This window comes from Latilactobacillus sakei (genome assembly GCA_002953655.1).
In the GTDB taxonomy this organism is placed as follows: domain Bacteria; phylum Bacillota; class Bacilli; order Lactobacillales; family Lactobacillaceae; genus Latilactobacillus; species Latilactobacillus sakei_A.
The window spans coordinates 375019-387333 of the sequence record CP025839.1 but is presented as its reverse complement, the minus strand read 5'-3'; the positions used below and the strand labels follow the sequence as shown (position 1 = coordinate 387333).

Annotated in this window: 16 protein-coding genes and 1 other RNA gene; 2 read left to right on the top strand and 15 right to left on the bottom strand. The window is 41.2% G+C overall.

Translation table 11 applies throughout. From position 1 onward, the window contains the following. Positions 1 to 81 precede the first annotated feature (81 nt). Entirely contained in the window at positions 82 to 411 is a 330-nt protein-coding gene (locus C0213_01710; protein ID AUX11205.1) for an XRE family transcriptional regulator, read from the bottom strand. 145 nt (positions 412 to 556) lie between these two features. On the opposite strand from C0213_01710, the gene C0213_01705 reads away from it, so the two are divergent. Beyond that, on the top strand, positions 557 to 1840 hold the full coding sequence (locus tag C0213_01705; GenBank protein ID AUX11204.1) for a hypothetical protein: 1284 nt from the start codon (positions 557 to 559) through the stop codon (positions 1838 to 1840). A 131-nt stretch (positions 1841 to 1971) separates the two neighbouring features. On the opposite strand, the gene C0213_01700 is transcribed toward C0213_01705, so the two are convergent. Beyond that, positions 1972 to 2508, bottom strand: coding sequence for a folate family ECF transporter S component (locus C0213_01700; GenBank protein AUX11203.1), 537 nt, complete (start codon positions 2506 to 2508; stop codon positions 1972 to 1974). Between the two features lie 284 nt (positions 2509 to 2792). On the opposite strand from C0213_01700, the gene C0213_01695 reads away from it, so the two are divergent. Then, a complete protein-coding gene (locus C0213_01695; protein ID AUX11202.1) occupies positions 2793 to 3767 on the top strand; it encodes an L-asparaginase in 975 nt (324 codons plus the stop codon). 87 nt (positions 3768 to 3854) lie between these two features. On the opposite strand, the gene C0213_01690 is transcribed toward C0213_01695, so the two are convergent. The 13 genes from C0213_01690 to C0213_01630 form a co-directional block, all read right to left on the bottom strand. Further along, positions 3855 to 4052, bottom strand: coding sequence for a hypothetical protein (locus C0213_01690; GenBank protein AUX11201.1), 198 nt, complete (start codon positions 4050 to 4052; stop codon positions 3855 to 3857). A 67-nt stretch (positions 4053 to 4119) separates the two neighbouring features. Further along, positions 4120 to 4866, bottom strand: coding sequence for an acyl-ACP thioesterase (locus C0213_01685; GenBank protein ID AUX11200.1), 747 nt, complete (start codon positions 4864 to 4866; stop codon positions 4120 to 4122). Between the two features lie 10 nt (positions 4867 to 4876). Beyond that, positions 4877 to 5755, bottom strand: a complete 879-nt coding sequence (rsmI, locus tag C0213_01680; protein ID AUX11199.1) for a 16S rRNA (cytidine(1402)-2'-O)-methyltransferase — start codon at positions 5753 to 5755, stop codon at positions 4877 to 4879. Between the two features lie 98 nt (positions 5756 to 5853). Beyond that, on the bottom strand, positions 5854 to 6207 hold the full coding sequence (locus tag C0213_01675) for an initiation-control protein YabA (protein AUX11198.1): 354 nt from the start codon (positions 6205 to 6207) through the stop codon (positions 5854 to 5856). Between the two features lie 51 nt (positions 6208 to 6258). Further along, entirely contained in the window at positions 6259 to 7251 is a 993-nt protein-coding gene (locus C0213_01670) for a DNA polymerase III subunit delta' (GenBank protein ID AUX11197.1), read from the bottom strand. A gap of 3 nt (positions 7252 to 7254) precedes the next feature. After that, positions 7255 to 7584: a hypothetical protein gene (locus C0213_01665; GenBank protein ID AUX11196.1), complete on the bottom strand. Its 330-nt coding sequence runs from the start codon at positions 7582 to 7584 to the stop codon at positions 7255 to 7257. A 14-nt stretch (positions 7585 to 7598) separates the two neighbouring features. Further along, positions 7599 to 8243: a dTMP kinase gene (locus tag C0213_01660; GenBank protein ID AUX11195.1), complete on the bottom strand. Its 645-nt coding sequence runs from the start codon at positions 8241 to 8243 to the stop codon at positions 7599 to 7601. Between the two features lie 142 nt (positions 8244 to 8385). After that, positions 8386 to 8640, bottom strand: coding sequence for a DUF2508 domain-containing protein (locus C0213_01655; GenBank protein ID AUX11194.1), 255 nt, complete (start codon positions 8638 to 8640; stop codon positions 8386 to 8388). Positions 8641 to 8656: 16 nt separating this feature from the next. Further along, positions 8657 to 9253, bottom strand: coding sequence for a recombination protein RecR (locus tag C0213_01650; GenBank protein AUX11193.1), 597 nt, complete (start codon positions 9251 to 9253; stop codon positions 8657 to 8659). A gap of 25 nt (positions 9254 to 9278) precedes the next feature. Continuing rightward, complete coding sequence (locus C0213_01645; protein ID AUX11192.1) at positions 9279 to 9587, bottom strand: YbaB/EbfC family nucleoid-associated protein; 309 nt, start codon at positions 9585 to 9587, stop codon at positions 9279 to 9281. Positions 9588 to 9613: 26 nt separating this feature from the next. Further along, the gene (locus C0213_01640) at positions 9614 to 11332 is read right to left on the bottom strand and encodes a DNA polymerase III subunit gamma/tau (protein AUX11191.1); all 1719 of its coding nucleotides are present in this window, start codon (positions 11330 to 11332) and stop codon (positions 9614 to 9616) included. Between the two features lie 319 nt (positions 11333 to 11651). Further along, an RNA gene (ffs, locus tag C0213_01635) (signal recognition particle sRNA small type) lies at positions 11652 to 11749 on the bottom strand. A gap of 7 nt (positions 11750 to 11756) precedes the next feature. Beyond that, positions 11757 to 12275 carry a tRNA-specific adenosine deaminase gene (locus C0213_01630; protein ID AUX12790.1) on the bottom strand — a complete coding sequence of 173 codons (519 nt, stop codon included), beginning with the start codon at positions 12273 to 12275 and terminating at the stop codon, positions 11757 to 11759. Positions 12276 to 12315 lie beyond the last annotated feature (40 nt).

Sequence of the window (12315 nt, the reverse complement as noted above, 5' to 3'; positions counted from 1 at the left end):
ATCCTTCTTCTGCTTATAATCCTTGTTATTCTAGCATAAATTAGCGATTAAATCGACAGAGGTCGGTTCAAAGCTTTTTTCCTATTTACTATTTTTTTGACTAATTTTTATCATTTTTAGAATTGCCGCACTTAATTCTTGTTGATCTGTTTCGCTTAAGCGAGAGAGATAACCGATTAATTCTAAAGTTGTTGTGTCGCTGATACCCTCGTACATGAATAAATCACCCAACTTCATGTTTAAAGCATTCACGATTTTTTCAAGTGCTTGTATCGAAATATTATTCTGATCATTTCGTTCAAACTTAGCGATAAAACTGGCTGATAATTCTGCTTTTTCAGCCAGTTGTTCAATTGTCATTTTTTGGTCCAACCGTTTAGTACGGATTAAATTGCCTATTTGTTTAATCATTATGTCATAGTTCCTTTTAGTTCAACACTAAAAGACTAAGACCACTCATTAAAGTGACTATTATATCTATTTAAATATAAATGTTCCATATATTACTCTTTCATGCTAAAATGATACCGTAATCTTATTACTTGGAGGGAATATTATGAAATTATCAAAGATTAGTACAAGTCTACTTGTTTCTGGAGTAACCTTACTAACCGTAACACCTATTTTTAATGGTGCAAGTCACTCTGTTGAAGCTGCAACGAACTGGACGCCTAGAAGTGTCCAAGCCATTCGACAAGACTTAAAAACAACAGGGATTGATAAGTATACAATCAAATGGGGAGATACATTAAGTACGATTAGTGCAGCTGCTAAACTAAATGGCGTTGATGTTTCTATTAAACGTCTTGCTGAAATTAACCATATTAGTAATGTTGATTTGATTGAAACTGGTAACACATTGCTTTTTAAATGGAACGGTGTTAATAGCACTGTGATTGTTAAGGATAAAAATGGGGATAATAATGCTTACAATCTAGATTCTTCACAACCTGTTAAGAACAATGCCTCAGTTATCGTTACAAAACCAGTTAGCCCTGATGTTAACGATACAACCACAGCACCAAGTACTAATGTAAATAGTAATTCAAACAATAGTAGTAACAATAATAACCAAGATAACAGCTCAAATACTGGTAATACTAATAACAATCAAAATAATGGTTCAAATGCTGGTAATACCAATAATAACCAAGATAACGGCTCAAATACTGGCAATACTAATAACAACCACGATAATGGTTCAAATGCTGGTAATACCAATAATAACCAAGATAACGGCTCAAATACCGGTAATACCAATAACAACCAAGACAATGGTTCAAATACTGGCAATACTAATAACAACCACGATAATGGTTCAAATGCTGGTAATACCAATAATAACCAAGATAACGGCTCAAATACCGGTAATACCAATAACAACCAAGACAATGGTTCAAATACTGGCAATACTAATAACAACCACGATAATAACAATACTGACAAACCCGAACCAACAGACCAGGTTTCATACAACGTATATATAATCTATTCTCAAGAACACCGTCCCTTCTATAAAGTAGGCACCTTTACTGGTAAAGTTGGCGATAAAGTTAGCTATATGGATAAATATACTTCGGGATATTCAGATACTGATCATGTCTATACTGAAGATGGTCGTCATCAATACACTGTCGGAAATTCTATGGAGGAATTATATCCAGGAACAACCAGATATGGTTTTATTGAGGTTCTTAATGCACATTTCAATATATCAACCGAAGAGGAATATATGGCCTATCACATAAAAGAATACGGTTATGCAGGTCAACCAGCTACACCACTTACGTTAGAAAAAGATAAGCCCAATAATATATATCTAATGTTCAACGCCATGTAACATAACTTCTGTTAAATTACTCATAACTATATCAGAATAAATTCTCATTAAGAGACTTATTTTGATATAGTTTTTTTATTTTATCCTATACAAAAAGGCTAAGCAAATAACTGACTGCTTAGCCTTTAAAATTATTGAATTCTGTCTTTCAAACGAACAATTGGTTCAAAATGCATCACGAGGTAAATCACAATCGGATGAATGACCATTGTGGCGGCTTCACCCACCGCTCGGGTGGCAAAATGGACACTGATTGGGGTTTGACTTAAAATCGAGACCCACCATGAATTTAGACCGAGATTAACGACAACCACCACCGTTAATACCGCTAAAATCACGCGTAACCACGTAATCTTTTGTCGGTAGAAGAAACAGCCGTAAATGAAAGCCCCTAAGAAGGCTGATAACGTGAATCCGGGGAAATAACCACCCGGGACACCAATCATCAAACTATTGATCAGATCGCCAAGGACGGCCGCTAAGCCCGCCCAAACTGGCCCAAACCACCAACCCATTAAAGCGGTGACGATAAACCCAAAACTAATTCTGTAAATCGTTAGTGAAATCGCAAAGCGCGCAATCACTAATTGTAAAGCGATTAAAACCGCCAGTAATACAATGCGTCTGGTATCTAACTTCACACCAAATAACCGATCTTGATTAACCATAAAAAAAGCATCTCCCTTTTGGAGTTGCCACAAATAACACTGCGGCGAATGCGGGACTAAAACCGCGAGCATTACTGCTCTTCGTCTGGTGTTCACATTCCGTTCCACCAGCACTTAACGCTTTAATCCCTACTCCGAATCTTTTTAGAACTTACTAAATGTACCACCGATTCCCTGAGGATACAACTATTCAGTTTGTCCACTTCAAAATATATCATCTCAAGGTGGTTAAAATTTGCTATACTGGAACTAATTAAGCTTGATTATGAAAGGGACTGACAACTATGAAAAAAATCCTCGTCTTGCACACTGGCGGTACAATCGCCATGTCCGCTGATCAAGACGGTGCAGTCGCACCAACTGGTCAAAATCCAATGGCCGGTTTTGAAAAATTATTCGATAACCAACTCACAATTATCAGTGAAGAATTTACGAATCTCCCTTCACCACACATTACACCAGCCGTGATGTTAGCGCTCAAAAATCGCATTCAAGCAGCTGAAGCAACTGGTATCGATGGGGTCGTCATCACTCACGGGACCGATACCCTTGAAGAAACAGCCTACTTCTTAGACCTGACCTTGCCTAACAACGTGCCAATTGTCATCACCGGTGCGATGCGTTCTTCTAATGAAATCGGCTCAGACGGTCTCCATAACTTAATCAGTGCCGTTTGGACCGCTGCTTCTGACGATGCCCACGATAAGGGTGTTTTAGTCGTCATGAACGATGAAATTCACACCGCTCGTTATGTAACCAAGACGCACACGACAAATGTCGCTACTTTTAGAACACCAACTTTTGGCCCAATTGGTTTGGTCAGCAAGCACGATGCAAATTTCTTCCAAGAATTAATTCGTTCTGAAATCTGCGATATTCAAGAATTGGTTGAACCGGTCTTCTTATTAAAAGCTTATGCCGGCATGGACGGGACGCTTTTTGAAGCCATCAATCAACCAACCACTAAGGGGCTTGTAATCGAGGCCCTTGGTGCTGGCAACTTACCACCCGCAACACTGCCTGCTATCCAAGCCTTACTAGACCGCAACATCCCGGTTGTGCTCGTATCACGTTGTTTCAACGGGATTGCCGAAGACGTCTACGACTACGATGGTGGTGGCGTTAAATTGAAAAAAATGGGGATTACTTTCTGCCAAGGCTTAAACGGCCCCAAAGCGCGCTTGAAACTTCAAGTTGGCTTAAGTGCTGGTAAAACAGGCGAAGACCTCGTGAACTTCGTCAGCAATGCCGTTTCATAAAAAAAATAGCTAAAAAAGGCGCGGACATGGTCATGTCCGCGCCTTTTTTAGTTCATTACGTGCTATCCAGCATATTTCCAATTACTGTTATGATTTCTTTTTTTGCTTATAATAAATGCCAATTATCCCAATTACAATCACCATTAAAGCGCCCCATATGTTGTTAACAAAATCCCGATTTATAAGCCCTTCAATGGTAATTCCGATCAAACTCGCCGTTACAATTAACACGATATAGGCAAGATATGGATGCTGTTTAGCAAACAATTCAATTATTTTAACCATATGACTTTCCCCATTTATGCGATTGAACTGTGCCTTTACCAGCAGTTAATCGCTGACAAAGACACGCTTATCTTTTAGTCCATGTTATTTCAGCTTCTGCTGCACTCAAGTCACCTACAGCGACTTTATGACGTGTCGTCATTATATCATCCACCATCACTTGTTCGACCTGGCTTTGTGTCATTTGACCGTATTGGATTTCGTGGCCGTAACGGATATTAACACTTGTCACCCGATGATCCATCAAGAAATCATAATCCAAGGCGTCTAACATCCATTCAAAATAATGGACGTTGTTGACGTGTTGATTGCCATCAATATCAAAATAACGCACGCGGTATTCTTTTTGCGCCGCTTTTTCTGGGTCTAGCTTCTTAATCCGAAGGAATCGTTTGCTGCCTTTGATCGCCATTGATTCAAATGGTGCCATAATTTCTGGAACGACGGGCACCATACTACGCGTTTCATAAGACATCATCACGAAAATACTTTGAACAAAGACACACTCGTGGCCTGCTTCATCATACAGCCAAAAATTCCGATAACAGAAATAACGATTATAACTCTCTGCTTCGGTCACAATTCGGACCTTTTCATCCACTTTGGGCATCCGGTTAATCGTCATTTGATATTGTGTGACAACCCAGCCAAGATTTAAGCTGTGCATTGTTTCTTCACCGACATTGAGGTCATTGAGTTGGTGTTCTGAGGCCAAAATTAAAACGTTGACTAAAGATGCCAAAGTTAACTCGCCTTTAATATCCGTTTCAAAATACGGAATTCGGTATTCCTCTGTATACTGCTTGCCTGCCATCTTATTTCCTCTATTCTGTTAAATCGTGGTACGCCTTGTAGACCACCTGTTTCTTCAAGTCATTGGCCTTAGCGACCGTTTTAATGGCAACATTGGGACTAGCCCCTTGTTGAATTTGAGCTTCGACTTGTTCTGATAGTGATAAAGTCGGATCAGTTGCCACCACACTTAGGTTTTGAGGCGTGGGGTTGCCTGCTACGATAATCACAAATTCACCGCGCATGTCATTATCAGTTGCCCAAGTTAAGGCTTCTTGTAAATCACCGCGAATAAATTCTTCAAACTTCTTCGTCAATTCTCGGCCTAAAGTCACTTGGCGCTCGCCACCAAAACCGTTAATCAATGCTTGTAACGTCTTTTTTAAACGATGAGGCGCTTCGTAAAAGATAGTTGTTTCCGGCTTTAAAGCTAATTGCGCGACCGTTTCCGTTAATTCTTTACCTTTGCGTGGTAAAAAGCCAAAGAACGTAAAGGGTTGCGGTGTAATCCCGGAAGCAATTAACGCCGTAATCCCAGCATTTGCGCCTGGTAGTGGTACGACTGCGATATTGGCTTCGATACAAGCTTTGACCAATTCATGACCCGGATCGCTAATCGATGGCATCCCCGCATCACTAACTTGGGCAATATCGTCGCCTGCTGCCAATTTTTCAATCAACGTTTCAATCCGTTGTTGCGTATTATGTTCGTGGAAACTAATTTGTTTGGTTTCAATTTCAAAGTGGTTCAATAATTTTTGCGTATTGCGTGTATCTTCAGCCGCAATTAACTGAACGTTTTTTAACGTCTCAATTGCGCGATACGTCATATCACCCAAATTACCGATTGGCGTTGGCACCAAATAGAGCGTCCCTTGAGTGGTTGTTTTAAAACTAGATTGTGTTTGCATGTTTATTTATCCCTTCACGCCGTAATGACTCGAACTTATAAAAGCGGGCGCCGCGACAAATAATCTTGCCTCAGCGCCCTGTTTGCGTTGCTTAATGATTAATCAGCTGTCCGTTCACCATAAATAACGTCGTTACAAAAGGCGCATGGTTCGTCGTTTTCACGTCGCGAGCCATAGAAATAAGGACAGATATGAAAGCCTTCTTCATACAGATTCTGTAAATTTTGTTTAGACTTAGACAAACCTTGCGATAAATCTTTGGTGTCAGTTTCCTCAGTTGTTTGTTGTAATTCCTGAAGGTGTTCTCTGAGGTGTTTATTTTCAATCTCTAATTCTGCATTTTCTTCCAGAACTTTAGATAAAACTGCCTTCATTTCAGTGATGCCGTCAAACGTTAACTTGGCCTGCTGCTCAATAGTTAATAATTGTTCGTATAAGTCTGTTTTACTCAACGTTTACATCCTCCCGATGGCCTTTTAAGCTAATTTTTGAACTATGATCCGCTATGCTACTGCGATTAAATTTAACGTTAAACTCTCTAAGACGTTTTGGCAACTCACATTTTGTTCAAACGTGCGTTGGGCCGTTAAAACGAATTCTGTTTGCGCCACAATCTCCGCTGCGGTCATTTGTTGACTAATGGTATTTAACTGCGGACGATACTCACTAAAACAAAGATCCCCCGCCAAATCATACCGGCAGTTTAAAAGATCTTGATACCACAAACCGATTAAATTTAAGGCAATCTTTTGTTGAGACCGATCCGCCAATAATGGTAATAGTTGCGTTTGAATGGCTACGAAACTCTCTAAGTCCTTTTGAGCGACTTTTTGGGCCCAACTCGTAATTTTAGCAACGACTTGCATTAGCCAGTCTTCAGCCAATAATTGTTGCGCCTGCGTTAAATCACTCGTCAAGTGACTCAATAGCTGTGCCTGCGCTGGTAAAATCTGGGCTGCTTCAAATTGTTGCCGGACCATTTCCTTCGGCAGATTAGCTAAATCAATCACTTGAAGCCGCGACAAAATCGTCGGTAACATCAGATTCTTATTGCTGGTACATAAAATCGCATAGACGTTTGGGGCCGGTTCTTCCAAAAATTTCAATAAACTATTGGCCGCGCTAGCCGTCAATGTCTCTGCCGCTTCAATAATGAAAAGCCGCTGACTCGATTCCATCCCACTCTTAGCAACTTCTTGCTTCAAATAACGAATATCAGCAATTTTAATGCTCTTACCGTCGGGTTTTATTTCGACAACGTCGGGATGATTCCCGGTTAAAATCCGCTGACACTCAGGACATTGATAGCACGGTTGGCTGTCTTCATTGACCTGTTGGCAAAAAAGACGCAGTGCCAACCATTGTGCTAATTGCATTTTACCCACACCTTGTGCACCGGCTAATAAATAGCCATGTGCTAACTGCCCACGCGCAACAATCTGGGCAAACTGCTGGACAAGCTTGGGTTGCATTTGTTCAATTGTTAAAGTGGCCATTGTTTAAAAGCGGTGGAATTGTTCGATTGGCATCACAAAGACGGTTGCCCCACCGACTTGTACTTCAATAGGGTATGACATTGAACTGTCCATTGTCGCATCCATATTGATCGGAGGTGTCATGAATTGTTCGCGTGCTTGGCACGTTTCTTCAATAATCTTCAAGGCTTCTGGGACACGTTCGTCTTCAATCCCCACGATAAACGTTGTATTGCCAGATTTCAAAAAGCCCCCCGTTGTTGATAACTTCGTTGCTCGAATGTTGGCATCAATTAATTCACTACTTAATAAGTTACTGTCTTTGTCTTGGACGATTGCTAATAATAATTTCATCTTAATCTCTCCCCTTATACTTCAAATAAATGCGGATTGGCTTGTGCGATAACTTGTAAACATTGTGTCACAACCGCTTCAAGAGGTTGTGAGGCATCGATTGTTTTAATCCGATCTGGGTGCGCTTGTGCTAATTTCAAATAAGATTGACGTACTTTTTGATGGAACGCTAATTTTTCCTGATCCAAACGGTCATATTGATTCTGACGGTGCTGCTTGATTCGGGCTAACCCAACTTCAGAAGGCACATCTAAGTATAACGTTAAATCCGGTGTGAGGCCGTCGGTGGCAAATAAATTCATTTGCGCCACGGCATCTTCGCCGATCCCGCGACCGGCACCTTGATAAGCAATTGAACTATCCACAAATCGATCACAAATGACGAGCTTATCAGCTGCCAGCGCTGGTTGAATCTTTTCAACAATATGTTGTCTTCTAGCTGCTGCGTATAATAATGCTTCTGTTCGATCATCCATTGCTGTATTCTTCACATCCAAGATAATCTGGCGAATCTGTTCAGAAATGGGATTGCCACCCGGTTCACGTGTTACCACAATTTCTTGAGACACTTCTTTTTGCAAGCGTGCCACGACTGCTTCGAGTGCACTGGTCTTGCCGGCACCATCTGGCCCTTCAAACGTAATTAATTTGCCTACCACACAACAACCTTCTTCATCAATAGAGTTACTCTTATTTTACTTGATTGAGCAAACAAGGTAAAGGGAAGGGGTTAAAAGTTCGCTAATAAAAAGATTGGGCCTTGATAAAATCACTTTTATCGCGGTCCCAATCTTTTTTTGGTTATCTTAAAGCATTACGGCTGGCTACTTCGCGCGAAACGGCATCACTGGCCACCTTGCGTTGACGTGCTTGTCGGTATAAAAATTCGAACTTTGCTTGTTGGATTTTACTTTCCATCTCCAACGTTTGATCGAGTCCTCTAACATTGGCTTGCGTTTTTTGTGCTGAGCGCCACTTATCTTTCACTTGATAAATCAAATCAAGTAACGCTTCATCGCCAGCTTCTCTTAGCGTTGGTTTTCGTCTACCGAACATTATAACCCCACCATTTCTAGATTTCTTGACGACCCTCGACAGCTTTTAATAAAGTCATCTCATCTGCATATTCAATATCACTTCCGACCGCTAAGCCATGGGCTAAGCGGGTAACTTTAATCCCAGCCGGCTTAATCAGCCGTGAAATATACATCGCCGTGGCTTCTCCTTCTGGCGTCGCATTGGTAGCAATGATGACTTCTTTAGCCGGTGTTTTTTGGAGTCGTTTAATTAAATTAGCAATATTAATATCGTCTGGCCCTTTGCCTTCAATGGGTGACAATACCCCGTGCAAGACGTGATAGAGGCCGTGATAATCGTTCATCCGTTCCATCGACATCACATCTTTAGGTTGTTCGACCACCAAAATCATTTCCTGACTACGCGCCGTATCCCGACAAATCTCACAAGGATCTTCATCAGTGATATTACCGCAGACACTACAATAATGGAGGTCTCGACGTGCTGAAATTAAATTCTTGGCAAAGTTAGTCACGTCATCTTCGTTCATATCAATCGTATAAAAAGCTAACCGTGTTGCCGTTTTGTTACCAATTCCTGGTAATTTCATATAACTTTCGATCAACTTCGCAATTGGTTCTGGATATTGCATATGTGCACTTCCTTATTCGGTTACCTTAGAATGGGAGGCCCTTTGTGAACTTGCCCATTTTAGCTTGTGTTTGCTTATCGATATCAACCATTGCTTCGTTAACTGCCATGATGATTAAATCTTGAAGCATATCAACGTCATCTGGATCAACAGCTTCTGGTTTGATGGCGATATCTTTCATCTTCTTGTCACCAGTCATGGTCACAACAACTGTGTCGTTAGCAGCTTTACCGACGAATTCGGTGCTGTTTAATTCGTCTTGTGTTTGACCCATTTCTTTTTGCATTTTTTGCATTTGTTTCATCATACCTTGCATATTACCCATTCCGCGCATTTTAAAACATCCTCTCAATTTTTAAATTAATCTTTTTGAACAACGACTGCATCCCCGAATAACGCTTGGGCCTGCTGCACAACTTCGTTAACTTCAGGCGCCGGTGCTTTTTCAGTAGTCGTCGTTGGTTGGTCCTCATTATTATGACCTGAAACCGCATGATTTTGCAAATATTCTTTCCGGATCTCTGGCCAATTATCTTGTGGAACTAAAACCACTTTAAACGGATTGCCCGTTAAACGGTTTAAGCCATTTTCTAGGACCGTTAATAAATCCTGATCGTTATTAGCCCGTTCGAATAAAATTTCGTAGTTAAAAGCGACGACGACACCACTTTGACTCGCCGCTACCGGTTCAGAGACCCGCATAATCGCCCGTTTAGTAACATCTAACATATTTAATAAGTCCGGCCAAACTTCTTTTAAGTTTTCTAAGTTAGTCCGCGTCGCATCTGCCAGTACGGGATAAATCAACTTGCGGTTAACCTTCTTACTAATCTTCTTAGCCGGTTTAGGTTTTGCTGGTTGAACCGGCGCACTGGGTCCAGCTGTTGCCAACTTTTGTAAAGCCGCTTGTAATTGAGCAACTTGTTGACTTAATTGGGTCACTTGCTCATTATCAGCTGGGGCTGAGGTGTTGGCACTGACGGCCGTAGGTGCCACTGGTTGTTGTGTCAACCGGACCGTTGCGACTTCTAAATAAATTTCTGGATGATTAGTGAAGCGTAATTGTTGTTGCGTTTCATTTAAAATATCAATCACCGTATACAATTGTTCAGCACTTAAAGCCCCACTAAGTTGTTTAAAGTGTTCATCCAATAAATCCATTTCATTAGCCATTACCAATTCAGGTGCTTGTTGGTACATCAATAAATCACGCACATATTCGATTAAATCTTCAACAAAGCGTTGGGCATCTTTACCCTCAGCTAATATCTGTTGCAATAATTGCAACGCTTCTTTAGGCGCGTGATCGTGAATTGTTTGCACATAATCGGCTAATAAAGCTTCCGTCAAACTCCCCGTCACGTCCAACGCATTTTCTAAAGTGACGTGATTATCACTAAAGGATAAGACCTGATCTAAGATACTCAGTGCATCCCGCATCCCACCTTCAGCAGCTTTAGCAATCACTTTTAACGCAGCTGGATCATAGGTCATTTCTTTTTGCTCTAAGATGTAGGCCATCCGTTTGAATAAATCAGCAGCCGTAATCCGCTTGAAGTTAAAGCGTTGGGTCCGCGAAATAATCGTTGCTGGCACCTTGTGAACTTCGGTCGTTGCTAAAATAAAGACCACGTTTGTTGGTGGTTCTTCCAATGTTTTCAACAGCGCATTAAACGCACCAGTGGATAACATGTGGACTTCATCAATAATATAAATTTTATAATCGGCTTGGGTGGGGGCATACTTCGCTTTATCCCGGATATCCCGAATTTCTTCAACCCCGTTATTTGAAGCCGCATCAATTTCAATCACATCATTTAACGCCCCGGCAGTAATTGCCCGACACGTTTCACATTTATTACAAGGTTCACCATCTTTTTGATAATGACAGTTAATCGCCTTGGCAAAAATCTTCGCAGCGGACGTTTTCCCAGTCCCCCGCGGACCCGTAAATAAATAGGCATGACTCGTCTGTTTTGTGATGATGGCGTTTTTTAATGTTTGGGTCATTGTTTCTTGCCCAACGACATCATCGAACCGTTGTGGCCGCCAAACCCGATATAAAGCTTGATAGCTCATTTAATGACCTCCGCCTTTCACCTAATCGTCCTATTGTTAAAAAAAACTACTTGTTTCATTTTAGCATATTTTACAGTATTTTTTAGACCCTAGGGGCACTAAAAAAGAGACTGTTCCAAAAATAATTTTAGCTTCAGTCTCTCCGCATCCTCTAAATCAACGTGCTTTTTCAGGCATATTGTTGCGGTTAGCGGCGCCGCGCAAACAATCGACCGCCTCGCTTATTCCCGCGCCTCAGCTAAGCCTACCCAATATGAGCGCCTGAAACACACTAGGCACTAAAAAAGGATTAAGTCATATTGACCTAATCCTGGTTAATTTCTAAAAAACTTAAGACACATGATAAAACAAACTTAGTGCTGCTTTCTTCCGAACCTGACACGATTCGTAGGCTCATCATTGTCTCAAGGCCTTACGGCAACTCTTATTCTACCTGATTAGGTTTAAAATTACCAGTTTTTTTCTTCTTTTTCCGCCGATTTTCCCGAATTTTTTTGAAAAAAGTCTGTAATAAGGCGGCACATTCGCCTTCACGCACACCGGCTACCACCGTCGCTTGATGATTAAACCGTTTATCTGTCAAAAGGTTCATCAAGGTGCCAGTCACGCCGGCTTTTGGATCACTGGCGCCAAAATAAACGTTTGGGATCCGACTGTTGATAATCGCCCCGGCACACATTGGACACGGTTCTAGCGTTACAAAAATCGCTGTGTCTTCTAGGCGCCAACTTTTTTCGACCATACAGGCTTCTTGAATCGCGATAATTTCCGCGTGTAATGTCGCATCTTGCGCATGTTCACGAATATTATGGCCCCGACCGATAATTTGACCATCCTTCACAATGACCGCCCCAATTGGAACTTCACCGATAATCCGTGCTTGATTTGCTTCATCAATCGCAACTTGCATCCACTGATCAATCTCAGTTTGTGTATATCCCAATTCACTAACCCCTTCACCAATCAAAAGAGTGTCCCTAAAA